This is a genomic window from Candidatus Pelagibacter sp. PS_43 (genome assembly GCF_059417795.1).
This window is the reverse complement of record NZ_CM182066.1, coordinates 721,605-746,132: the sequence shown is the minus strand read 5'-3', so window position 1 is coordinate 746,132 and position 24,528 is coordinate 721,605. Positions and strand designations below refer to the sequence as shown.

The 24,528-nt window shown below is 29.2% G+C and carries 27 protein-coding genes and 1 pseudogene; 19 read left to right on the top strand and 9 right to left on the bottom strand.

Annotated elements, in window-relative coordinates:
• Window positions 1-9: 9 nt before the first annotated feature.
• A complete protein-coding gene (locus tag AC5SLL_RS04115; RefSeq protein ID WP_494586195.1) occupies window positions 10-1,629 on the top strand; it encodes an electron transfer flavoprotein-ubiquinone oxidoreductase in 1,620 nt (539 codons plus the stop codon).
• Here the strand turns inward: AC5SLL_RS04115 and AC5SLL_RS04110 are convergent, their stop codons facing one another.
• Window positions 1,630-1,845, bottom strand: a complete 216-nt coding sequence (locus tag AC5SLL_RS04110; RefSeq protein ID WP_494586194.1) for a hypothetical protein — start codon at window positions 1,843-1,845, stop codon at window positions 1,630-1,632.
• Window positions 1,846-1,948: 103 nt separating this feature from the next.
• Here AC5SLL_RS04110 and AC5SLL_RS04105 point away from each other — a divergent pair, with 103 nt between their 5' ends.
• Entirely contained in the window at window positions 1,949-2,920 is a 972-nt protein-coding gene (locus AC5SLL_RS04105) for a DeoR family transcriptional regulator (RefSeq protein ID WP_494586193.1), read from the top strand.
• Between the two features lie 3 nt (window positions 2,921-2,923).
• On the opposite strand, the gene AC5SLL_RS04100 is transcribed toward AC5SLL_RS04105, so the two are convergent.
• The 3 genes from AC5SLL_RS04100 to hisI all read right to left on the bottom strand — a co-directional run bounded on the left by AC5SLL_RS04100 (window position 2,924) and on the right by hisI (window position 4,678).
• Window positions 2,924-3,772, bottom strand: coding sequence for a bile acid:sodium symporter family protein (locus tag AC5SLL_RS04100; protein WP_271516881.1), 849 nt, complete (start codon window positions 3,770-3,772; stop codon window positions 2,924-2,926).
• Window positions 3,773-3,835: 63 nt separating this feature from the next.
• On the bottom strand, window positions 3,836-4,210 hold the full coding sequence (locus tag AC5SLL_RS04095) for a DUF2237 domain-containing protein (RefSeq protein ID WP_271516878.1): 375 nt from the start codon (window positions 4,208-4,210) through the stop codon (window positions 3,836-3,838).
• The gene (gene hisI / locus AC5SLL_RS04090) at window positions 4,211-4,678 is read right to left on the bottom strand and encodes a phosphoribosyl-AMP cyclohydrolase (RefSeq protein WP_271516876.1); all 468 of its coding nucleotides are present in this window, start codon (window positions 4,676-4,678) and stop codon (window positions 4,211-4,213) included.
• Window positions 4,679-4,755: 77 nt separating this feature from the next.
• Between hisI and folE the strand changes: the two genes are divergently transcribed.
• From folE to AC5SLL_RS04075, 3 genes are read left to right on the top strand one after another with little or no spacing between them, the layout of a single operon-like run.
• A complete protein-coding gene (gene folE, locus AC5SLL_RS04085; RefSeq protein WP_271516874.1) occupies window positions 4,756-5,364 on the top strand; it encodes a GTP cyclohydrolase I FolE in 609 nt (202 codons plus the stop codon).
• Between the two features lie 20 nt (window positions 5,365-5,384).
• Window positions 5,385-6,386, top strand: a complete 1,002-nt coding sequence (locus tag AC5SLL_RS04080; protein ID WP_494579153.1) for an oxidoreductase — start codon at window positions 5,385-5,387, stop codon at window positions 6,384-6,386.
• The gene (locus AC5SLL_RS04075; RefSeq protein WP_494586192.1) at window positions 6,386-7,276 is read left to right on the top strand and encodes a LysR family transcriptional regulator; all 891 of its coding nucleotides are present in this window, start codon (window positions 6,386-6,388) and stop codon (window positions 7,274-7,276) included. Before AC5SLL_RS04080 ends, AC5SLL_RS04075 begins: the two co-directional genes overlap by 1 nt.
• On the opposite strand, the gene AC5SLL_RS04070 is transcribed toward AC5SLL_RS04075, so the two are convergent.
• Window positions 7,277-8,710 carry a helix-turn-helix domain-containing protein gene (locus AC5SLL_RS04070; RefSeq protein ID WP_494586191.1) on the bottom strand — a complete coding sequence of 478 codons (1,434 nt, stop codon included), beginning with the start codon at window positions 8,708-8,710 and terminating at the stop codon, window positions 7,277-7,279. It abuts the gene before it with no gap.
• Between the two features lie 111 nt (window positions 8,711-8,821).
• Between AC5SLL_RS04070 and AC5SLL_RS04065 the strand changes: the two genes are divergently transcribed.
• The 8 genes from AC5SLL_RS04065 (at window position 8,822) to AC5SLL_RS04030 (ending at window position 15,946) form a co-directional block, all read left to right on the top strand.
• Entirely contained in the window at window positions 8,822-8,989 is a 168-nt protein-coding gene (locus AC5SLL_RS04065; protein ID WP_494572689.1) for a hypothetical protein, read from the top strand.
• Between the two features lie 65 nt (window positions 8,990-9,054).
• A complete protein-coding gene (aceA, locus tag AC5SLL_RS04060; protein ID WP_494586190.1) occupies window positions 9,055-10,332 on the top strand; it encodes an isocitrate lyase in 1,278 nt (425 codons plus the stop codon).
• A gap of 435 nt (window positions 10,333-10,767) precedes the next feature.
• The gene (locus tag AC5SLL_RS04055; protein WP_494586189.1) at window positions 10,768-11,787 is read left to right on the top strand and encodes an extracellular solute-binding protein; all 1,020 of its coding nucleotides are present in this window, start codon (window positions 10,768-10,770) and stop codon (window positions 11,785-11,787) included.
• Between the two features lie 76 nt (window positions 11,788-11,863).
• Window positions 11,864-13,480, top strand: a complete 1,617-nt coding sequence (locus AC5SLL_RS04050; RefSeq protein WP_494586188.1) for an ABC transporter permease — start codon at window positions 11,864-11,866, stop codon at window positions 13,478-13,480.
• A 4-nt stretch (window positions 13,481-13,484) separates the two neighbouring features.
• Window positions 13,485-14,543, top strand: coding sequence for an ABC transporter ATP-binding protein (locus tag AC5SLL_RS04045; RefSeq protein WP_494586187.1), 1,059 nt, complete (start codon window positions 13,485-13,487; stop codon window positions 14,541-14,543).
• Between the two features lie 18 nt (window positions 14,544-14,561).
• Window positions 14,562-15,260 carry an AzlC family ABC transporter permease gene (locus tag AC5SLL_RS04040; protein ID WP_494586186.1) on the top strand — a complete coding sequence of 233 codons (699 nt, stop codon included), beginning with the start codon at window positions 14,562-14,564 and terminating at the stop codon, window positions 15,258-15,260.
• Window positions 15,260-15,571 (top strand): AzlD domain-containing protein, encoded by a 312-nt coding sequence (locus tag AC5SLL_RS04035; RefSeq protein ID WP_494586185.1) that lies wholly within the window; start codon window positions 15,260-15,262, stop codon window positions 15,569-15,571. The genes AC5SLL_RS04040 and AC5SLL_RS04035 overlap by 1 nt, the downstream gene beginning before the upstream one ends.
• Before the next feature lie 6 nt (window positions 15,572-15,577).
• Window positions 15,578-15,946: a thioredoxin family protein gene (locus AC5SLL_RS04030; RefSeq protein WP_494586184.1), complete on the top strand. Its 369-nt coding sequence runs from the start codon at window positions 15,578-15,580 to the stop codon at window positions 15,944-15,946.
• Between the two features lie 8 nt (window positions 15,947-15,954).
• Here AC5SLL_RS04030 and AC5SLL_RS04025 read toward each other — a convergent pair.
• The 3 genes and pseudogenes from AC5SLL_RS04025 to AC5SLL_RS04015 all read right to left on the bottom strand — a co-directional run.
• Window positions 15,955-16,629, bottom strand: a pseudogene (locus AC5SLL_RS04025) (MBL fold metallo-hydrolase); the annotation flags it as partial.
• A 36-nt stretch (window positions 16,630-16,665) separates the two neighbouring features.
• Window positions 16,666-17,985, bottom strand: coding sequence for an MATE family efflux transporter (locus AC5SLL_RS04020; protein WP_494586183.1), 1,320 nt, complete (start codon window positions 17,983-17,985; stop codon window positions 16,666-16,668).
• The gene (locus AC5SLL_RS04015; protein ID WP_494586182.1) at window positions 17,986-18,939 is read right to left on the bottom strand and encodes an ADP-ribosylglycohydrolase family protein; all 954 of its coding nucleotides are present in this window, start codon (window positions 18,937-18,939) and stop codon (window positions 17,986-17,988) included.
• A 51-nt stretch (window positions 18,940-18,990) separates the two neighbouring features.
• Between AC5SLL_RS04015 and AC5SLL_RS04010 the strand changes: the two genes are divergently transcribed.
• On the top strand, window positions 18,991-19,704 hold the full coding sequence (locus AC5SLL_RS04010; protein WP_494586181.1) for a class I SAM-dependent methyltransferase: 714 nt from the start codon (window positions 18,991-18,993) through the stop codon (window positions 19,702-19,704).
• Here AC5SLL_RS04010 and AC5SLL_RS04005 read toward each other — a convergent pair.
• A complete protein-coding gene (locus AC5SLL_RS04005) occupies window positions 19,701-20,243 on the bottom strand; it encodes a cytochrome b (protein WP_494586180.1) in 543 nt (180 codons plus the stop codon). The genes AC5SLL_RS04010 and AC5SLL_RS04005 overlap by 4 nt on opposite strands.
• A 3-nt stretch (window positions 20,244-20,246) precedes the next feature.
• Between AC5SLL_RS04005 and AC5SLL_RS04000 the strand changes: the two genes are divergently transcribed.
• From AC5SLL_RS04000 to AC5SLL_RS03980, 5 genes are all read left to right on the top strand, one after another.
• Entirely contained in the window at window positions 20,247-20,690 is a 444-nt protein-coding gene (locus tag AC5SLL_RS04000; RefSeq protein WP_494586179.1) for a cytochrome c, read from the top strand.
• Between the two features lie 20 nt (window positions 20,691-20,710).
• Window positions 20,711-21,226 carry a hypothetical protein gene (locus AC5SLL_RS03995; RefSeq protein WP_494572677.1) on the top strand — a complete coding sequence of 172 codons (516 nt, stop codon included), beginning with the start codon at window positions 20,711-20,713 and terminating at the stop codon, window positions 21,224-21,226.
• Between the two features lie 108 nt (window positions 21,227-21,334).
• Entirely contained in the window at window positions 21,335-22,783 is a 1,449-nt protein-coding gene (locus AC5SLL_RS03990) for a sodium:solute symporter family transporter (protein WP_494586178.1), read from the top strand.
• Between the two features lie 49 nt (window positions 22,784-22,832).
• Complete coding sequence (locus AC5SLL_RS03985; protein ID WP_494586177.1) at window positions 22,833-23,768, top strand: ABC transporter ATP-binding protein; 936 nt, start codon at window positions 22,833-22,835, stop codon at window positions 23,766-23,768.
• Window positions 23,758-24,525: an ABC transporter permease gene (locus tag AC5SLL_RS03980; RefSeq protein WP_494580458.1), complete on the top strand. Its 768-nt coding sequence runs from the start codon at window positions 23,758-23,760 to the stop codon at window positions 24,523-24,525. Before AC5SLL_RS03985 ends, AC5SLL_RS03980 begins: the two co-directional genes overlap by 11 nt.
• Window positions 24,526-24,528: the final 3 nt, after the last annotated feature.

The window sequence follows — 24,528 nt, the reverse complement described above, 5'->3', positions numbered from 1 at the left end:
AAATACCATATGCCTAGAGAAGCAATGGAATATGACGTGGTGATTGTTGGAGGTGGTCCCTCAGGATTATCAACTGCAATTAAATTAAAACAAATAAATCCAGAATTAAATGTTTGTCTATTAGAAAAAGCATCTGAGATCGGTGCTCATATTTTAAGTGGTAATGTTTTTGAAACCAGGGCCTTAGAGGAGTTATTGCCAAATTGGAAAGAACTAAACTCACCTATTAAAACCAAGGTTTCTAAGGAAAAATTTTTATTTTTAGGAAAATCCAAATCAATAAGTTGGCCTACTTGGTTGTTACCATCAGTTCAACAAAATCATAACAATTACATAATTAGTTTAGCTAATTTATGTAGATGGTTAGCAGAACAAGCAGAAGGTTTAGGAGTTGAAATATTTCCAGGCTTTCCAGCAAGTGAAATTTTATATAATGAAGATGGATCAGTCAAAGGAGTTGCAACTCAAGATATGGGAGTTGATAAAGAAGGAAACAAAAAAGATAGTTTTGAACCTGGCATAGAACTTTTAGGAAAAGTTACTGTTTTTGCTGAAGGATGTAGAGGACATCTTGGAAAACAATTAATTGAAAAATTTAATTTATCTGAAGGTAAAGACCCGCAACAATATGGAATTGGATTTAAAGAAATTTGGGAAATAACTGAAAAAAATCATCAAGAGGGAATGGTCATGCATACTGCAGGTTGGCCACTAGATAACAATACTTATGGTGGAAGCTTTATGTATCATGCAGAAAATAAACAAGTTTTTTTAGGTTATGTAATTGGTCTTGATTATAAAAACCCATATCTTTCCCCGTTTGATGAATTTCAAAGATTTAAAACTCATCCTGCAATTAAAAAAATAATTGAAGGTGGAAAACGTATTTCTTATGGTGCTCGTGCTTTAATTGAGGGTGGACTACAAAGTTTACCAAAAATGTTTATGCCAGGAGCTTTGCTTATTGGTTGTGATGCGGGAACTTTAAATATGCCAAAAATTAAAGGGTCACATACGGCAATGAAGAGTGGAATGATTGCAGCTGAAACTATCAATGAGCATTTAAAAGAAAATAAAAGTTTATCCATATATGAAGATAAGTTCAAAAAAAGCTGGGTCTATCAAGAATTACATGCGGCTCGAAATGTTAAACCAAGTTTTAGCTGGGGCTTAATTCTTGGAATAATATTCACTGGAATCGATCAAATATTGTTTAGAGGAAAATTACCTTTTACCTTAAAGCATAAACATGCTGACCACGAAACATTAAAGCCAGCAAATGAAATGCCAAAAATTGATTATCCAAAACCAGACAATGTAATTACCTTTGACAAAACAAGTTCTGTTTATTTAACAGGAACCAATCATGCTGACAATCAACCAGTGCACTTACAATTAAAAGATCCTAATTTACCAATAAATTATACTTTAGAAAAATTTGATGAACCTGCACAACGATATTGTCCAGCAGGTGTTTATGAAGTTCAAAATGAAAATGGGATAAATAAATTTGTGATAAATTCACAAAATTGTATTCATTGTAAAACCTGTGATATCAAAGAGCCTTCCCAAAATATTACTTGGGTGACGCCTGAAGGAAGTGGTGGTCCAAAGTATGGAAATATGTAATTAGAAAGATAAAATTAACCCAACAACAAAAACTAAACTAAGTCCAAGTCCAGCTAATACTAAGTTAGTTCTTGTTTCTTTTTCTTGAACTTTTCTTGCTCTATTTAAAAGTACATTTATATCAACTCGCTTCGATGAAACTTCCTCATTTTGAATAGGGGTCGTAAAATAAGGAAGTTCAATTTCCCCAGAACTAATTTTTTTTTCAGAACTCATAACTATAATAAATCATAGTTGGTATAACTTAACAATTTTGCATTTGTTCATTTTGGGTTGACTCTAGTCTCAATTATGTTCATTTTGGGTTAAAATATAATTTATGTCTAAATTTTTACCTGAACTATCAAAACAAATTCATAGTGAGGTCATACGAGAAGTAATAGAGAAAAACTATGCTTCGATTATTCCTGTTTGGGCACCATTACAATTAACATGGGTTAATAGTGTTTATAGGACTTTTTATGATTATGAAAAATATATGATCGTCATGTATTTATTGAAGAGCACATTTGAAACTTACGCCAAAAATCTTACGACGTTAAATTATGATGAGTATTTTAATCAAAGTGAGTTTGAAATAGAAAAAATTAATGTAATGGAAATATCTAAATCCCTAAATATAGCAAAAGAAACAACTAGAAGAAAAATTAATGAATTAGAAAAAATGGGTGTAATAAAAAAAATTAATAAAAAGATTATAATTGACAGAAATACTTGGCCAAATATTAAACCTGATGATACGATAAAAAGAATAACAAGATTTTTATCCATTCTTTCAAAAATATGTGTTACTGAAAGGAAAATATCTGAACCGTTCAGCAATGAAATTTTAACAAAAATATGTAAGGAATATTTTTCATTTGTTTGGATACTTTATTATGAAATGCAATTCCCTATGTTATTAGGTTATAAAAAAGTTTTTGGTGACTTGGAAAGTTTTCATGTTAATGGCGTTTGTATAATTAATCAAGCTTTACACTCAAAAAAACATGATAATAGTGAAATGAGTAAAGAATTTTACTTAGAAAAGTATATGTGGAGTGACCAAAGAAGTGAAACAGGTGTTAACGCAATGTCTATTTCAGATATAACAGGGATACCAAGAGCTACAGTTATTAGAAAATTAAATAAACTAATAAAAGAAAAATTTTTAAAAGTTGATAACAAAAAACATTATAGTTCAACTGGTCATCATGCACAAAAAGTATTAGAGGTACAAAAAATAACCTTGGACAAATTATCTAAATTTGCTACACGTGTTTATAATTTATGCTTAATGAAAAATGATTAAATTTTAGCTGCTCTTTTTTACAATATAGACAAAAAGCAAAGAAGTTACCATCATCACTAATGCGTAAGCTGCTGTAGGTACGATATAAACCATCTCATCAAATAATTGGGTTGAAACAAATACAGCCAATGTTCCATTTTGTAAACCACACTCTAGAGATATACATCTTTGTTGCGCAACACCTGATGTAAAAAATTTTGCAACACAAAAACCTACAATCATCATTACAATATTAAGTATTAATGCAATCAAACCAGCCTGCTTTATAAAGCTTGCAATATTATCCCATTCTTCAATATAGATCGCGATAAATACCAAGACAAATAAAGCTATTGAAATTCTCTGAATTAATAAAACATTATTTAAAATTAAATTCTCAGCAAAATGACGAATAATCATTCCTATTAAAACTGGGACAGTAACAACAAAAAACATTTTTAAGGAAATACCAACCATAGAAAATTCTTTTGTAATATAATTGATATTTAATAAATCAATTGAAAGAAAAATAATAAAAGGAACAGATATAATACTAACTAAGCTAATAATTGCTGTTAGCGTTATTGATAAAGCGACGTCTCCATCTGCAAATTTAGTGAGTACATTTGATGTTACACCCCCAGGAGCAGCTGCAATTATCATTACTCCCAATGCAAGCTCAAGCGGAGTATTTAATAATTTAATAAGAGCGAATGCAATAATTGGAAGAACAAGCATCTGACAAATTAAACCAACTAAAAAATCTTTTGGAAACTTAACTACTCTTGTAAAATCCTTAATTGTTAGACTCATTCCAAGTCCCAACATTATTATAGCTAAACCTAACGGAGCAATTTTTGTGACAATTTCCATTATTTAATTGAATAGTTCATAATGGGTTTTTTTACAAGAAAATGATTTCTCAATTAAAAATAATCAAGATAAATCGATTGCATTTTTTTTTAGAGCTTCCATAGAAACAAGCTTTAAAGTTTTTTCATGTGTTCTTTTTAAATATACAGGACAACTTTTTCCAGCATCAACAGCTCTTGCATACCAACTGGCACAAACACACCAACCATCTCCATCTTTAAGTCCTGGAAAACCAAATTCAGGATGTGGTGTTATTAAATCATTACCAGCTTCTTTGCACCATTCTAAAAATTCAGTTGTAACTTTTGCACAAACAGTATGAACACCATGATCATTTTCATCAGTATTGCAGCAACCATCTCTATACCATCCTGTTAATGGGCTGTTAGAACATTCCTCTAGATCTTCACCTAGAACATTTTTTTGTTTGTCAGCCATTTAAATTTTTGTAGGGTTAGGTTGACCTTTATAGACAATCTCAGGGTCAAAAGATTTTTCTTTTTCTTCAAACTTCATCTCAATTTCTCTACCATTGTCGATCGGACCTAGTGGAATTGATCTATAAAAACATGATCTATAACCAACATGACAACTAGCACCATCACCAATATCAACTGTAATCCAAACTGAGTCTTGATCATCATCAATTCTGATTTCTGTTATTTTTTGGGTATACCCACTAGTTTTGCCTTTGTGCCAAATTTGCTGTCTTGATCTACTAAAATAATGAGCTTCTTTTGTTTCTATAGTCTTCTTTAAAGCTTCAACATTCATATATCCATGCATTAAGATATCTCTAGTTTTTGAACACATTGTAATAACCGGTATTAATCCATCATTATCGAACTTGGGAGATAGATATTTGCCTTCTTCAATTTCTAGGATATTTTCTCTTTTTTTAAACATAATCAGGTTATTATGTAGCATATTACTCAATATATTAAATATTTTAAAAACAATGATTTACTGTATAAACTTGCGTTGTGAAATTAGTTGAAGACATAAATAATAAAGTTTTAGATACCAAGAAAGTTTCTGATAAGGAAGCTGAAGAAGCTTTTAAAACTATTTTAACTTGGATGGGTGAAGATCCTTCTAGAGAAGGTTTACTTGAAACACCCAAAAGAGTTGTTAAAGCATTTAAAGAATATTTTGGTGGATATGCCGAGGATGCAAATAAGATATTAGAAAAAACCTTTGGTGATGTTGAGGGTTATGACGACATGGTTGTTGAAAAAAATATTTCAGTAACTAGTCACTGTGAACATCATATGGCACCAATAGTTGGAACAGCACATGTTGCCTATATTCCAAATGAAAGAGTTGTAGGATTAAGTAAACTTGCAAGAGTTGTAGAAGTCTTTTCAAAAAGATTGCAAACTCAAGAGAGACTTACAATGCAAGTTGCACAAGCTTTAATGACTTCATTAGATGCAAAAGGAGTTGCAGTAACAATTGACGCTGCACATCAATGTATGACAATGAGGGGTATTAAAAAAGAAAATGCAACAACTGTTACAAATTATTTTTTAGGGGAATTTAAAAAAGATTTAAGTATTCAAAATAGATATCTAAGATTTATTAGTAAGTAACTTTCCCAAGGAGGAAAAGTATGTCAGATAATTTTAAAGCATTAATTCTCAATCAAGAAGGTGAAAATTTTACTAGAGAAGTAAAGTCAATTGAGAAATCATTTTTAAAACATGGAGATGTTACTGTTAAAGTAGATTATTCAGATTTAAATTATAAAGATGCGCTTATTTTAAATAATGGTGCAAAACTAGTAAAAGAATTTCCGCATATTCCTGGTATTGATTTTGCAGGTACTGTTATAGAAAGTGATAACTCAAAGTTTGTAAAAGGAGATGAGGTAATTCTAACAGGTTGGAGAGTAGGAGAAATTTATTTTGGTGGCTATTCTCAGCTTGCAAAAGTTAACGGTGATTATTTGGTTAAAAAACCAAAAGATGTAACATCTAAACAAGCAATGATTTTAGGCACAGCAGGTCTTACAGCTTTACTATGTTCTTTTGCAATCAAAGCTAGAGAAGAACTTTTATTAGGAGAAAAAGTAAAAGATGTTCTAGTAACCGGTGCATCTGGAGGCGTTGGAAGTATTGCGGTAATGATTTTAAATAAATTTGGTTATGATGTTACAGCTGTTACCGGAAAATCTGAAAATGAAGAATACTTAAGAACGTTAGGTGCAAAAAATATAATAAATAAAGCAGATCTAGATAAGGATCCAAGGCCATTAGATAAAGGGTTATGGGACGGTGTTGTTGATACCGTTGGTGGTAAAATACTTGCTAATGCATTAGCACAAACTAGAGATAATGGAATTGTTGCAGCCTGTGGAAATGCGTCTGATTATAAATTAAATACTACAGTTATGCCTTTTATTATAAGAGGTGTTAAACTTTGGGGAATAAACTCTGTTACAGCATCAATAAAGAGAAGAGAATTTGTTTGGAACGAAGTTAAAAATATTATTGATTTTGAACAATTAGAAAAATCAATAAAGACAATAAGTTTGGTGGATTTAATAGACATATATCCAAAAATGTTAAAAGGTGAAACATCCGGAAGATATATTGTTGATGTAAATAAATAATGGACTGGGATAAATTAAAAATTTTTCATGCAGTTGCAGAAGCTGGAAGCTTTACTAATGCAACAATAAACTTAAACCTTAGTCAGTCTGCAATAAGTAGACAAATTCAATCTTTAGAACAGGATCTAAAAGTACAGCTCTTTGAAAGACACGCAAGAGGTCTTACATTAACTGAAAATGGTGAATATGTGTTTAAAACAGCTCATGATGTAATTAGTAAACTAAAAGAAGTTGAATCTACGTTAGGTGATCAAAAAAATAAACCAACTGGTAAACTAACAATTACAACTGTTAGAAGCTTCGGGACTCACTGGCTAACTCCAAGAATTCAAGAATTTATGACTTTAAATCCAGAAATTGAAATTGAATTAATCTTTGATGATAAGGAACTTGATCTAAGTACTAGACAAGCTGATATTGGAATTTTTATGAGAAGACCTAAGCAGCTTAATTATATTCAAAAAAAATTAGTTGATATTAAGTATTATATTTATGGTTCTTATAAATACTTAGAAAAACATGGGATGCCTAAAACAATTAATGATTTAAACAAACATAGATTTATTTCGTTTGGAAAAGGTGCTCCATCACCAGTATATAATCCTGATTGGGCATTAAAACTTGGTATTAAAGATGGAAAAAAAAGGAAATCTATAATGAAAGTAAATAGTGTTATGGGTCTATTACTTGCTGTTGAAACTGGAGTTGGACTAGCAGCTTTACCAGAATACTTAGTTACAAATTCGACAAATTTAATTAAAGTTCTTCCCAATTCAGAAGGTCCAATTACCGAAGCACATTTTGTTTATCCGCAATCACTTAAAAATACAGCAAGAATTACAGCATTTAGAAATTTTCTGTTCAGTAAAATTGGTGATTGGAAGTCTTAATTAACTAGACTTATCGTTTACATATACTGAGACACCTCTAGAATTAATATCTACATCAAATTTTTTATGTAACGGTGGAAAGGCTCTTTGTGAACAATCCAATCTATCACAAGTTCTGCAAGATACACCGATAGGAATTTCAGTAGTTTTATCACTAACATTAATATTTTCAGTGTACACAAAGTCTTTTGCATACTTTGCGTCACAGCCAAGACCAATTGATAATATACTTTTTGATCGACCATATCTTCCAACACCTTTTTCCACAGTTCTTGCGATACAAACATATTTTTCACCATTAGTCATTTTACTAACAGCTGCTTGAATTACACCTGGTCGAGTAAATGCCGAATAAACATTCCATCTAGGACATGCACCACCATATCTTGGTATATCAATTCCTGATAAAGAAAATCTTTTTGAGATATTTCCTGCCATGTCAACTCTAAGCATGTGAAAAGGAATTCCAGGTAATTTTGGATCTTGTAAGCATGTTACACGGTGAGCAACTTGTTCAAAAGAAGTTGCAAATGTATTTTGTAATAGCTCTAAATCATATTTCAATTTTTTACATTCAGTATGAAAAGGTTTGTAAGGCATTAAAATTGCTGCACCACAATAATTTAATAAAGCAACTTTAGTCAATTCTTTTGATTCTTCTGAAGGAAAAGAAAATTTAGATAGATAATTATCAATATCTTTCATTGCACCTTCTTGTGCAATCTGAGCTGCTGCATGAAGTTTTTTTGTCTCCAAAGAACTATAATCACTTAATAAGAGTTCTTTTTTATTTTTATTATAAATTTTAGAAAAAGGCTTTCCCTCTTCTGGTAAAATATCTTTAACTGTAATTGAATATTCTTTATTTAAATATTCACATAAAGAAATATATCGAGTTCTGTTATTTTTTTGAATTTTATCAAAAACTTTATTTGCAAACTCTTCTAATTTTGGAAAATAGTTTTTATGTTCTTGAAGAAAATCAGATATTACTTCTCCTGGAAAAGAGTTTTTTCTATTATCAACTATCTTACCTGATATTTTTTCTATTTTATTAATTAGCTCATGATCTTTCTTTTTAAGAATATCTCCTAATCTCACAAGAGCTCTACCAATCTTAGGATTTGTTCCAACAAGGTCTTTAACTTCAGGACCAAGAATATCTAGGTCTTCAAACAATTTATCATCTAAAATTTCTGAAATAGTATTTTCTAAGTTAACATCTGTTTTTGATGTTAAGTCTGAGAGCTGAATATTTAATTTTTCACAAACCTTAAGCAGCAAATCTCCATCTATTTTTCTTTTTCCGCTTTCAATTAAATTTAAATAACTTGGAGAAATACCCAGATCTTCCGAAAGTTTATTAGCTTGTAGTCCTAACTGTCGTCTAAAAGCCTTTATTTTAGGACCAATTTTTAAATCAATTTGACTCATAATTTCTATTTGTAAATTTTGTAAATTTTAATTTACAACAAATTTCTTTGTTTTACAAGGTTTTTATCGATTTAATTAGATTTTGTAAATTTTGTAAATTATAAAGTTTACATGAACAATAAAAACACAAATAAAAAACAAGAAAATCAAAGAGAAATTAACGAAAACAACAATCAGAATCAATTTAGTCAATCAGGTGTTTACCTAAGAGACGATCATTGTGATTGGGGTTCTAGTGGGATGAATGAATTCACTCAAGAATTTAGTGAAAAAAAATAAATCCTATTACTGTTAATTTAGACACAATTTAATTTTCTTAATACATAATTTAGAAAGACTTACCTATGAGCTCAGAAGCTAAAGTTTCATACGATTTAAAAAGATTTTTAGGAATAAAAAGAGACTACACCCCAGAAGAAGTTGAGAGATTAAGAGGTTCAATTAAAATTGAATATTCTATGTGCAAACACCAATCTAAAAAATTATGGGATTTATTGAATTCAGAAAATTATATTAATACATTGGGTTCACTCTCTGGAAATCATGCTGTCCAACACGCTAAAGCTGGATTAAAAGCAATTTATTTAAGTGGATGGCAAGTAGCAGCTGATGCAAATACTGCTGGCGAAATGTATCCTGATCAGTCTTTATACCCATATGATAGTGCACCAAAATTAGTTGAGTCGATGAACAATGCTCTAATAAGAGCAGATCAAATTCAACATATGGAATTACAAGATGGTGATATGAAATCAAAAGATAGAACAGATTATATGCTACCAATTATTGCAGATGGTGAAGCAGGATTTGGTGGTCCATTAAATGTTTTTGAGTTAACAAAAAAATTCATTAAAGCAGGTGCAGCTGGTGTTCACTTTGAAGATCAATTAGCTAGTGAAAAAAAATGTGGCCATATGGGTGGAAAAGTTTTAGTTCCAACTGGCACTATGATTAAAAACTTAAAAGCTGCAAGACTAGCTGCAGATATTGCAGATGTACCATTAATAATTCTAGCAAGAACAGATGCAAATGCTGCAAAATTAATCACTAATGATTTTGATGAAAATGATAAACCATTTTTAACTGGTGAAAGGTCACCAGAAGGCTTTTATTATGTTAAACATGGAATTGATCAAGCAATCTCAAGGGGTTTAGCTTATGCTCCTTATTCAGATTTAATCTGGTGTGAAACTGCAACACCAAACTTAGAAGAAGCAAAAAAGTTTGCGGATGCAATTCATGAAAAGTTTCCTGGTAAATTGTTGGCTTACAACTGCTCTCCCTCGTTCAATTGGAAAAAACATTTATCAGATGCTGAGATTTCAACATTTCAGCAAAAAATTAGTGAGATGGGATATAAATTCCAGTTTATAACTCTTGCAGGATTTCATACTCAAAATATTGCAATTTTTGAACTTGCTGAAAAATATAAAACAGAAGGAATGACTGCTTATTCTAAAATCCAAGAGCTTGAATTTGCTAGAGAAAAAGATGGTTACACAAGTGTTAAACATCAAAGAGAAGTTGGAACATCTTATTTTGATGCAGTTTCAAATACTATAAGTAGTGGAAAAAGCTCTACAACAGCTATGGCAGGATCAACAGAATCTGAACAGTTTTAATTAGTCTTTAATAAGCTTTCTAAATATGATTATATATTTGGATGTTTATAAGTAGTTTACTTTTAATTATTCTCTATATTTCTCACAGATACATTGTTGCTTGGATTATCTATTACAATAATACAGATGAACGTTTTGGTAATTCTGTATGGCGTTGGTCATATGACTATCAAGTAATTGGAGAAAGAGATGTTTCAGACCTTGATGATAAGCCATTTGTAAGAAAAAGAAGAGTTAGAAACCGGGCTGTCTCAATAATGTACTGCAATTTCTTTATAGGGTTTTATGCATTCATGTCTTTCCTAAGTAATCTGCTTATCCGGATATTAACTTAATTAACCATTGTAAACTGCGTCAATAAATGCGATTGATAATCATTCGCAATGTTAATAATAAGCATTCTAAACTAATTAAGGGTAAAGAAATGAAGGAAAAATGAAAAAAATTATACTTATTATATTAACCCTGAGTTTTTTTAAAAGCATGACTTTAGCTAATGAAGTTAATGTTTTTAGTGCAAGACATTACGATTCAGATATCCAGCTTTACAAAAAATTTACATCTCAAACTGGAATTAAAGTTAATGTCATATCTGGCAAAGATAAATCTCTTCAAAAAAGAATTATAGAAGAAGGAAAAGATTCCAAAGCCGATCTTTATATTACAGCTGATGCTGGAAAGTTAGGACTTTTCGATTTAAAAGGGATGTTTCAAAACTCTATGTCGCCAGCAATTAAATCTGCAGTACCGGCAAACTTTAGATCTAAAAATTGGACAGGAATAGCTAAAAGAGCACGAATAATTTATTACTCTCCAGAGAGAGTAAGTGACAATGATCTTAATGGATTGACTTATGAAGGTCTTGCTGATCCTAAGTGGAAAGGTAGAATTGTTATAAGACAATCTAATAATATTTATAATCAATCTCTAGTAGCTTCATTAATTGATAATAATGGAAAAAAAAATACAACTAAATGGGCAAAAAATTTAGTTACAAATATGGCTAGAGACTCAAAGGGTAATGATAGAGCTCAGATTTTAGCTGTCGCAGCCGGAGAAGCTGATCTTGCAGTTGCAAATACTTATTATTATGCGTTGATGCTTTCTGGCAGTAAAGGAGAAGAGCAACAAATGGCTGCAAAAAAAGTATTACCATTTTTCCCAAATCAGGATGATAGGGGAACACATATGAATATTAGTGGTGGTGGTATATTAAAATATGCTCCAAATAAAGATAACGCAATTAAACTGTTAGAGTTTTTATTAACTAAAGAAGCCCAACAACATATTGTTAATAATACGTATGAGTATCCAATGATTAAAGGAGTTGAGCCTCATGAGTTAATTAAACAAATGGGTTTTGATTTTAAACAAGATCTTAAAACTAAAGTAGCTAATTATGGAAAAAATCAAGCTACCGCGGTAGAGATAATGCTTAACGCGAGGTGGAAATAAAGAGGTTATATAACACAACACACTTTTAATATTAAGTTAATTACCCTGCTTGATGTTATTAGTGTGTTGTTAAAAAATGGGTAATAAAATTAACATTTGGTATTTTAGTTCATTTATAATATCTATAATTGTAGCTGTACCCATTATAACTGTATTCAGTAGTTTCTTTGAAATAACTGGAAACTATGTTTCAGTTTTAAAAAATACTTTTCTTTTAGATTATATTTATAATTCATTAATACTTTTGATAGGTGTTTTAACTTTAACTTTTATTATAGGTGTTGGTTGTGCTTATTTAGTTTCATTTTACAAATTTCCTGGTGTTAATTTTTTTAAATGGGCTTTAATTTTATCTTTTGCTGTACCTGCTTATATATATGCATACTCATTAACCGCTTTTTTTGAAAACTATGGAACAGCTTTTTCAATTTTAAAAAACTTATTAGGTGAGGGAAATTATAATACTCATATCCCTAAGTTTGATGGAATGTTAGGTGCAATAATTTCAATATCATTTTCACTATTTGGTTATGTTTATGTGCTAACTAGAGCATCATTTCATTATCAGTCACAAAACTTGCTAGAACTTGGAAAAAACCTTGGTTTTTCAAAACAAAAATCATTCTTTAAAATAATCTTACCATCAGCAAGACCCTCAATAGTTGCTGGTCTTTCTTTGGTTGCGATGGAAACTTTATCAGATTTTGGTTCAGTATCATTTTTTGGAGTGTCCACTTTAACAACAGGAATTTATAATGCGTGGATATCTTTTGATGACCTTACTTTAGCAAACAGGTTATCTTCTTACTTGTTAATTTTTATACTTGGGTTATTTGTTTTAGAAAATTTATCAAGGAAGAAAGCTCAATATCACACATCTTCAAAAGGAGGATTTAAATCAAAATCTGTAATTCAATTATCTAATTATAAATCAATTTTAGCTTCTTTTTTTTGCATGGTTGTATTTTTCTTAAGTTTTTTATTTCCAGTTTTTCAAATGTTATATTGGACAATTATTTTTCCAAAACATTTATTAGATTTGAATTTAATTGAATTATTTTCAAATACGATGTTATTGATTTTCTTATCATGTTGCGTATTAATATTATTAGCCTTTATTTCAAACTATGGAAATAGAGTTTCAAAAAGTAAATTTCTAGAAATGTTAAACACATTTTCTATTTCAGGATATGCAATACCTGGAATTATTTTAGCTGTCGCTTTTATAACATTTATTTCATGGCTTGATCTTAATATGATTAATTACCTTGGAACAGAATCGATAAAATCTATTTTTATTGGGTCTGTTTTAGGACTGGTTCTAATTTATTTTATAAGATTTTATTCATTAGCAAGCAATGGAATTAAATCAGGCTACCTAAAAATTAATTATTCGATAGATGAGAGTGCTTATCTTCTTGGTTATTCAAAATTTAAAACATTTAAGAATATTCACCTTCCTTATTTAAAGAATTCAGTTTTATTAATAGGTATTTTATTAACTATAGAGATAATTAAGGAATTACCCATTACCTTGATTATGAGACCATTTAATTTCGAAACCTTTGCAACAAAAGCATATATTTATGCTTCCCAAGATTTACTTGAAGCTGCAGCTGCTCCATCATTATTACTTATACTTATTGCAAGTTGCTTTATTTTAATTACATCTAGATATATCCTTAAGGATTAAGATTATGACAAAAAATTTTTTAGAAATTAACAATGTAACATTTGCAGCGAGTGCTCAGAGTAAAGTGAATAATGTTTCTCTAACTATTGAAAATCAAGGAGACATTGTTTGTTTGTTAGGACCATCTGGTATTGGCAAAACTACTATACTTAGAACAATTGCAGGTTTGGAAAAAATACAATCAGGGAAGATTGTTTTAAAAAATAAAATTTTATCATCTGATAATACTCATATTGAACCTGAAAATAGAAATATTTCTATGGGGTTTCAGGATAATTCACTTTTCCCCCATTATACAGTTTTAGAAAATATAAAATTTGGTGCAGATAGAAATAAAAAGAAAAAGAAAAGTTTAAATTTAAATGATATAATTAAATTTCTTCATATCGATCATGTGATTGATAAATTTCCACATCAGATAAGTTCTGGAGAAGCTCAAAGAGCTTCATTAGCAAGGTCTTTGTTATCTAATCCTGATTTATTGTTATTAGATGAGCCTCTTTCAAACGTCGATCAGAACTTCAAAGAGGAAATACAAGTAAAATTAAAGCAAATTTTAACAGAGCATAAAATTACAACAATTATCGTAACGCATGACTCTTATGAGGCTTTTTATCTGGGAACTAAATGTGGAATAATTCTAGATGGTCAACTTAAACAATACGACGACCCGTATAATGTTTACCATTTTCCAAACTCAATAGAGGTGGTTAATTTTCTGAATAGAGGAATTTTAATTCCAGCAAAAGTCACTGGTGAAAACAGTTTAGAGAGTGCTGATTTAGGAACAATAACTGGAGATTTTATAAAACATTATCCAAAAGGATCTGAAGTTCAACTTTTACTACAACCAGAAGATTTAGAACATGATGATCAAAGTAATTTAAAATTAGAAGTAGTCGATAGAAAATTTAGAGGAACAAATTTTATCTATACCCTTAAAACAGCAAGTAATAAATTAATACCAGTTTTTGTGCACTCTCACCATATCCATCAGCATGAAGTAGATGAAAAATTTGGTATCAAGAGACCAATTAATATTGAACATATAGTTTGTTTTTAATACAAAACTTAACTTAAAATGAATGATAGATTAAAAACCTTATCTAGAGGAATAATTGATGTAAGTCCTTTAATGATACCTGTGGTTCCATTTGGAATTATTTTTGGTGTTATTGGAATGGAATTAGGTCTCACTGCGTACATGACATTTGGGATGTCGATTATAATATTTGGTGGCGCTTCTCAAATAGTTTTGCTTCAATTATTCTCAGGCGGAGCATCTTCTTTAGTTACAATAACATCTGTTGGAGCCGTAAATTCTAGACATTTGTTATATGGAGCAGTTTTTTCTGAATATTTATCTCATTTAAAATTAACCTGGAAACTTATATTATCTTATGTGTTGATTGATCAAGCATTTGCAGTTTCAAATACTTATTTTAAAAATAATAAAAAGAATAACTACAAGCATTACCACTTATTAGGAGCTGGTTTTACCTGCTGGACAGTTTGGCAAATATCAACAGCCTTAGGTATAGTTCTAGGGTCTGTTGTACCAGAAGAATTAGGTTTAAGTTTTACTATTTCTTTAACTTTTTTAGCTTTGTTAATTAATGATTTTAGAAAGTTTAAAAATATTATTGTAATGTTGGTATCAGGGGTAGTTGCAACTATTGGTTATAATACAATACCATTTCAAGCATACATCATTGTAGCAGCACTATCAGCCTTATTGGTTGCTACATTATTAACTTTAATCAACTTAAAACAAAAATAATGCATTGGTCGACAATTATTTACTGTGGAATAATTACCTACTTAACAAGGTTCTCTATGATATTTTTATTAAAGGAGGACATATTGAATTATAAAATGAAAAAAATTTTGTCATATGTTCCATCGGCTATTTTTCCAGCAATAATTTTTCCACCAATATTTTTAGATAACTCTGGTTCTTTAGATTTAGAGAATAACCCTAAAATACTAGCTGCAATATTTGCTATACTTGTTGGCTATTTAAGTAAAAACATAATTGCGACAATTTTTGCTGGATTAATTTCTTATTGGTTTTTAATATTTGTTGTATAAGATTATATGAAAAAGATTTTTATATTTATTTTTTGTATATTTGCATTTAATGCTAATGCAGATGAAAAAAAAACAACTTTTACTAAAGAGTTGTTTGATAAAGCTCAATCAGATGGAAAAGTTGTAGTGGTAAGTTCATGGGTGAAATATTGCTCATCTTGTGCGAGCCAAATGAAAGTTTTAAATAAAGCCAAGAATGAATTTGATAATATTGAATACTTCACGTTCAATATAGAAAATAAAGAAATTTCAAATCTACTAAATGTACAATATCAAACTACACTTTTAATTTTTAAAGATAATAAAGAAGTTTATAGAAGTATTGGTGAAACGAGTAGGGATTTAATTTACGAAGCTATAAAAACCTCTATATAAATCTAAGCTCCTAATTTAATATTTCTAGCAACATTAACATCCATCATTTTTGGTTCTGGAAGATTAAGGTTATTCATAATTTCTACATATTCATTTTCACTGCTAACTTGTAATCTAGGATTAAATTTTTTTTCTTTTCCTATAGAACTAACTTTTTCACCATTATAATCATGCGCAGGATATAGTAGAGTTTTTTCTGGAAGTTTTAAAAGTTTATTAAAAATCGAGTTGTATGCATCTTTAGCACTTCCGTTTTGAAAATCTGTTCTACCAGTACCATTTATAAGCAACGTGTCCCCAGAAAATAAGCAATCATTCATCAAAAAACTAAAACTGTCAGAAGTGTGCCCTGGTGTATAAAGTGCTTTTATTTCTATCTGATCAAGTTTAATAATTTCCTCATCTTTTACTTCTAAATCTACTGCGTTGGCTGGAGTTTGTTCACCCATAATAGTTGTGCAATTTGTTTGATCTTTTAATTTGCTAGCACCAGTAATATGATCAGCATGAATATGGGTATCAATTACTTTTACCAATCTTAAATCTAATTCATTTAGCAAACCAATATATTCATTAATATTATCTAAAACAGGGTCAATAATAAGTGCTTCCCTTCCTTTTGCAGAAGCTATCAGATACGTAAAAGTGCTAGAGGTTTTATCAAATAGTTGTCTAAATAACATTAATTTATAATAGCATCTTATCGGAGCTAGTTGAATTTATTTCCCAGTAGGAAATCTTAAATAAATTTTGTCTAGATAATAAAACAAAGATAGGGCCCTTAACACCATGAATAAACTTAAAGATATCCAGATACCGGTATTGCCAATTAACTTTGTTAAATATAAAGACATCAATAAATAAGAAAATACAGAGAAAATCATAGCATTTCTCAGCTCTTTTGTTTGTGAAGCACCAATAAATATTCCATCAAACTGATAACAGAATGAAGAAATTAAAGGCATAAGTATAAGCCAAACAGCAAAAGACGAACTTAGATTTCTAATACTTTCAATATCAGACATTAATGTAATGACATAATTGTTAATAAAAAAATAAATTATCGAAATAATTAATCCAGTAAGTGTACTTAAAATAAAAGAGTTTTTAACAATTTTTTTAAATAAGCTTATATCTTTTTTACCCAAAGAATATCCAACCATACCTTCAGTTGAAAATGCGTAAGCATCAAGAATGAAAGCAGACAAAAAGACTAGGTTAATCAAGATGGCATTTGCGGCAATATAGTCTTCACCAATTTGACTGCCAAGATAAGTGAACCAAAAAAATGAAAAGGTTAACAATATAGTTCTAATAAATATGTTTAGATTAATGTTAAAAATATTTTTAAGTTTATTAAGATCTATTAATTTATTAATGTTAACATTAATTTTAGACATTTTATTTAGATACCAAAATGTATAACCTAGAAATGTTGTAGATATTAAAAGTGCTGAAAATAAAGTCCCATAAGCAACCCCTTTGATATTTAAATCAAATGCTGAAACTAAAATAATACTTAAAATTATATTTAGAATTGAAAAAAGACCAACGGCTAAACTCGAGGTTTTTGTCTTCTGTAATCCAACAAATAAACCAGTTATAATGTAAAGTGTTAATTCACCAGGTGCTGAATAAATTCTTATTTGAAAGTAATCCTGATAAAATTGCTTAGTAGTGTCTGATAAATTAAAAATATCTACACTTAGATTGAATATATAACTTTGTAATAAAATTAAGATCAATGAAATAAGTAAAACAAAAACTAAATTTCGAACAACAATATTAAATATTTCTGAGTAATCTTCTTTACCATAAGCTTGTGAAACCAAACCAACAGTTCCCATTCTTAAAAAACCAAAGCTCCAAAAAATCATCGAAAATAAATTAGCAGCTACCGAAGTTGCTGATAAATATGACAAGTTACCAAGATTACCCATTAAACCAGTATCAATAATACCAACAAGTGGAATAGCCAAGTTTGCAAAAAAAATTGGAATAGATAACTTTAAAATGTATTTAATTGAGGGGTTTTGCATCTAAGCAATAAATTTTAGTATAGATTTGACAGGATTTGTTTTTTTAATCCAATCTTGAGGAATACCTTTTAAGCCTTTGTAAGCTGCAAAATAAGCGCCAACGAAATTGGCACGAGAACAATTACATCCACCAGCTTTAATTGTTTTTATCACTGCAGTTTTAAAATTTTTAGAAGTAATAATTGCATGTATTGAACCATTAAAAGTGCCTGGATAACTACATGCTTTACCAAATTTCTTTACAACAAAATTGTGGGGTTTTGACTTAATTTTTTTAACTTTTTTGATATTTTCAATCACATTTTTAAAATATTTGTTTTTTAAATTTTTTTTTAAAAAACTATTAACTGGATCCTTGTCTCCTTTATCAGCTAAATCAATAATCTTAAGTTTTGCTAAAGCAAATTGCTCACTAATTTTGCCATTAGCAACTGTTCTTATAATTTGTTTTGTTTTTTGGTCAGAATTGTTTGAAAAATAAAAGGGTAGACTTGCACAATATCCATCTGACTCGTTAACTTTAGTCCCACCCGTGATTGTTTTTTTTAGTTTAATATTTTTGATAGTTTCTAAAATATTTTGATGGATCCATGGACCTTTCATGGCTGTTTTCCATTTAATCTTTTTATATTTTTTTCTTATGGATAAATTTTTCCAATATCTTGAACCTGGCCCAAAATTTTTGACAATATTCTTCCTAAAAAGTTTAATGACCTCTTTGTGATTAGTAGTTTTTGTTAATGTTCTAAACATTACTTGACCTACATCGTTGTAACCAGAAACTTCTCCAGTTTTAATAGAATAGAATGGAGATCTATTTTGCTTAAAGAAGGCAATATTTTTTTTTCCTTTAATATAAGATTTCAGTTTTTTTTCATCATATACCCAATGCAAAGGTCGTGATGCTGCATCTGCGACAGTTGCGCCAAGAAATATATGTAACTTTTTAATCATCCGTAACTAATACTTTATTTAAATAAAAGTTAAAATGTTTTAAATTGAATGATGTTAAGGATTAAAAATTGGGACAACAAAACTTGGATTTCTTCTACAAAATATATTCAATCCTTTATTAATTTTTTATTAAAACAAAAGAAACTAACTAAACATTCAAAAATTCTAGATATTGGTTGTGGCCGGGGTAAGATAACGGGCTCTTTGTCCTCTAAACTCAAATTAATAAACAAGCCCATTGGACTTGATATTGAAAATCACAAAGATTTTGACAAAAGAATTACTTTTAAAAAAACAAATGCAATTAAATACCTTAAAAATAATAAAAAAAAATTTGATTTAATATTAATTAAACAAACTATTCATTTTTTTAATTTGAAGGATATTAAGAAAGTTTTAACTTACTCATACTCTAGTTTAAAAGTTGCAGGGATTATAGTGATTTTAACCTTAGATACAAAAAATAATGAAATACCTTCATTTTTTTTAATGAAACAAAAACTTAAGCAATCGTTTAAAAGAGATAATCTTATTTGGAAAAAACTACTTCAATTTGATATTAAAAAAAAGATCACCAAATTTAATTTTAAGGTTAATATTAAAAAAAGTATTTACTTAAAGATGATAAAACAACGTTATATATCAACTTTATTAAAGTTTAGCTCATTTCAAATTTCCAATGGTATTAAGGAGGTTGATCTTAAATATAAAAAAAATATTTCATTTAACGATAAACTCAAATGTATAATATTTTCAAAAGTTTAGAGAATTCTCTTTAAAATATTTTCTCTTAAAAAAAACTTATGAAATAATACTGCTAAAATATGAAGACTTGTTAATCCAATTAGAATGTAGTTTGCCAATATATGAATTGAATAAAACTGCTCAGAAAGCTCATAATTATAAGTTAAATTTATTTCTTTAAAAAAAATAACTAAGCCCTCACCATTAAATAGTTTTTTTAAGATACCTGATATGGTTATTGTTAATAAAGCTAAGTATAAAAAAAAGTGGTTTAAGTTTGCTAAAATTTTTTGACCAGGAAAAGCATTATCATTAAAATTTGGTGAAGGTGATAATAGTTTAAAGGTCAGTCTTATCAGAGTTGCATAAAAAATAATTAATCCAAATAATATATGATAATTTTCTATATCAACTCTAGTTTGATCAAAGTCTAAATCTACTAAATAAAAGCCTAGTGGTATCTGAACTACTAATCCTGCGGCAGTTAGCCAATGGAATAATTTGCTGAGTAATCCATAATTTGATTTATTATTTAATAAAGACATGATTAAATTAAACATATTATGACAATAATTAAAAATACTTTATTTTTTATCTTTATATTATTTTATAGTTTTAATGCTTTTTCTGAACAAACAGTTGAAGAGATTATTAATGAAAGAAAATCTATTTTTAGTAAAAATTACAAAACTGCCAAAAGAGTCCAAGGTCTTGCATCTAATGGAAATTTAGATGAAGCAAAAAAACTAATGATTGAAATGAGTGACAATTATAAAAGATTATTAGATCTTTTTCCTGAAAATTCAAAAACAGGATTTAAAACAAAAGCTTTGCCTGCTATTTGGGAAAATAAAGATGAATTCAATTTATTAATGACAAAAGCATCAAGCAATATGATTGAGTTAACGTCTGCTATTGCTGGAGCAGAAGATGTGAAAGCAACCCTTGGAAAATATATGTGGGGTAGTTGTAAAGCTTGTCATTCTAAATTTAGAGCTGAGCATTAATTAAAATTATAACTTAAAAAATGCTATCGGATAAAATTAAAGCGTATTTAACTGAATATATAAGCCAAGAAGTCTATGTTCAAGTTGCCTTAGCCAAAGGTAAAAACAAAGTTTCAACTAAAGCTGCAATAGAAAAATATTTTGAAAGCAATCATTTTGCCGGACTTGCTCAAGGCAAACCTTACAATACTTTTTTAGAGGATCTTAAGGACAAGTGTCTAGGAAAATTAGTTAATTCACCAATGAAAGATAGTAAAACAGATGATAAAATTATAATCGAACTTCAAAATAAACTTAAGTCTTTAGATTCAGATGAATTAAAAGATACTTATTGGGAGATTGAAACTGGTGAATATTTAAGAGGAACAGATATTAAAGAAATTGAATTAGAGAGAGATAGTTTAATTAAATTTTTAACATCTAAAGAAGAGGCTCATGATACTGTAAGCACACTTTGTAAAAACTATGAAAAACTGTGTAAAGAGAAGTATCCAGAAGCACCATTACCTTTGGAAATTTTAGACAAGATAAACTAAGTTTATCTTTAAAAATTTGAATTATAGTTTATAAAAATCTTAAGGGGTGTCGTAACTGACTGAGAATAAACCCTAATAACCTGTCCGGTAATTCAGAAAGGGAGAACAATGGATAATACATATTTTATAAGTCAATCAACATCATTAACACTCGTCATAACTATAAGCTTAATCTTTACAATAGTTGGATTAATTTACTCTAAAAAATATCAAGGGATTAACAATTATCTAACTGCGAATAGAAACATTGGTTTCTTTTCACTAACTACAAGTCTAATTGCATCAGCACTTGGGGCTTGGATTTTATTTGGTCCAGCATCTGCTGCAACATGGGGTGGAATAGGAGCTGTGATTGGTTATGCATTAGGCACCGCTTTTCCAATGATCTTTTTAATTTCACTTGGAAAAAAAATAAGGACAGAATTTCCGAAAGGTTCAACGTTAATCGAATTTTTAAGAAAAAGATTTGGTAAGAGTTTATTTAAACTTATTTTGCTTATGACAGTATTTTATATGTTCGTCTTTTTATGTGCTGAAGTTACTGCAATTGCAATATTGATAAATTATATTTCAGGAACTGAACTTTGGGTCACCTCTTTAATTATTCTGATCGCAACGCTTGCTTACACTTTATATGGTGGATTAAGAGCTTCAATTTTTACAGATAATATTCAAATGATAGTAATTGTAGCTTTATTATTAATTTCAGTATTTTATCTAACTTCATTTACAGGAGATCAGTTTTCTTTCTCATTTATTAAAGAAAAAAGTCCTCACTTATTAAGTGCAAGTTATATTCCAAACTATACCGCAGGATTAACTTTCTTTATAGCAGTTGCAGCAACCAATCTTTTTCACCAAGGAAATTGGCAAAGAGTTTATGCTGCAAAAAATAACAAAGTTTTAAAGAAAAGTTTAATTGTTGCATTTATTGTAATTATTCCAATAGTCTTTTTTATGGGCTTTAGTGGTTTAGTTGCAGTATCAGCTAATCCCAAAGTTATTCCTGACCTTGGTTTCTTCTCTTTATTATTAAGTGAGCAGACAGAATTTTTATCATTAATAATTGTGATCCTTGGTTTGTCATTAACAATTAGTACTGTTGATACTTTAGTTAATGCAATATCGAGCTTAATAGTAGTTGATGGTAAAGCGACTTTAAATTTAAATAAGAAAACTAATTACTTAACTTTTTCAAAATATTGTTTAGTAGCACTTTCAATTATAGCTTTTGTCATTGCTTCTAAAGGATTTAGTGTTTTATACTTATTCTTATTAGCTGATTTATTCTGTTGTGCATTTGTGCTTACTGTTTTTTATAGCTTCTATAATAAGAAGTTGAATGAAAAAACAGCATACATTTCAATTATTATTGGATTAATTGGAGGATTTCTTTTATTTCCAGCTCCTGATTTTTCAAAGAGTTTCTTAGTGGGTATAATTTTACCTTCTGAAACTTTTCCAGCTTTTGTCTCTCAATCATTGTTGTTTTTATCTTTTATTATCGCAACTTTTTTACCCGTAATATTTTGGAAAATAAAAGGATCTAAAAAATAGACCTAATAATTTGTAAAAGGTGTATAAGTAACTATATACACCTTAACAAATGTCTGAAATCCAAATATCCATTAACAACTTATCCAAAGTTTATGATAATGGCTTTAATGCACTTAAGAATATTAGTCTTCAAGTAAAACAAGGAGAGATTCTTGCTATGCTTGGACCAAATGGAGCTGGAAAAACTAGTCTAATCAGTATTATTTGTGGAATTGTTAAACCTTCATCAGGCACAGTTACAATAGATAATTTTGATATTATAAAAAATTATAGAGAGACAAGATCAAGAATAGGACTAGTTCCTCAAGAACTAAATTTAGAGTCTTTTGAAACAGTTTTTGATACTGTTTCTTATTCTAGAGGACTTTATGGAAAATCACCTAACCCAAAACATATTGAAAAAGTTTTAAAAGATTTAACCTTGTGGGATAAAAAAGATCAAAGACTTAGACAATTATCTGGCGGAATGAAGAGAAGAGTTTTAATTGCTAAAGCTTTATCGCATGAGCCTAAAATATTGTTTCTTGATGAACCAACAGCAGGTGTAGACGTTGAGCTTAGAAGAGATATGTGGTTAGTTGTTGATGAACTTCGAAAAACAGGAGTAACTATTATTCTAACCACTCATTATATTGAAGAAGCAGAAGCTATTGCTGATCGGGTAGCTGTTATTAATCAAGGTGAAATTATTGTTGTTGAAGACAAGAAAGAGCTTATTAAAAAAATGGGCCATAAAAAGCTCACTGTAGAATTACAAGAAAAAATTACAAAAATACCTGAAGATTTATCTAAGTATAATCTTGAAATAGGTAATGAAAATATGAATTTAATTTATACTTATAATGTTCAGGCAGAAAAAACTGGGATTACAGATTTATTGCAAAATTTAAAAGATGCTGGCTTAAAACTAAAAGATTTAAAAACTGAACAAAGCACATTAGAAAAGATATTTGTTAATTTGGTAAAGGAGAACAATGAAATTTAATTATTATGGTTTTAAAGCCATATATGTTCACGAGATGAATAGATTTATAAGAACTGTAGGTCAATCTATCTTATCTCCTGTTATATCAACCTCATTATATTTTGTTGTCTTCGGTTCAGTTATTGGCAGTTATATTCAAAAAATTGATGGTGTGAGTTACGGATCATACATTGTCCCTGGATTATTAATGTTAACCTTGTTAACTCAATCTATAAGCAATACATCTTTCGGAATATTTTTTCCAAAATTTAATGGAACTATTAATGAAATTTTAGCAGCACCTATCTCAACACTTGAAACAGTAATTGCTTTTGTTGGAGCAGGAGCTACCAAAACATTAATCGTTGGAACTGTAATTTATACCACCGCATCCTTTTTTGCTGATGTCACAGTCAAATATCCAACGTTGATGATATTTTTATTAGTTTTGGTTTCTTTTACCTTTGCATTATTTGGTTTCTTAATTGGTGTTGTTAGTAAAAACTTCGAACAAATGTCTATAATCCCGTCGTTAGTTATTACACCCATGGTTTTTCTTGGAGGAAGTTTATATTCTCTTGATATGCTGCCACCGTTTTGGCAAACAGTTTCTTATTTTAATCCTGTGGTTTATTTAATTGATGGTTTAAGATTTTCTTTTTATGGGGTGTCTGATTTTAATATCTGGATCAGTATCAGCTCAATGGTCTTCTTCTTAATGGTCTGTATTACACTTGTGAGCATCTTACTTAAAAAAGGTTATAATATTAAGAGCTAGAAA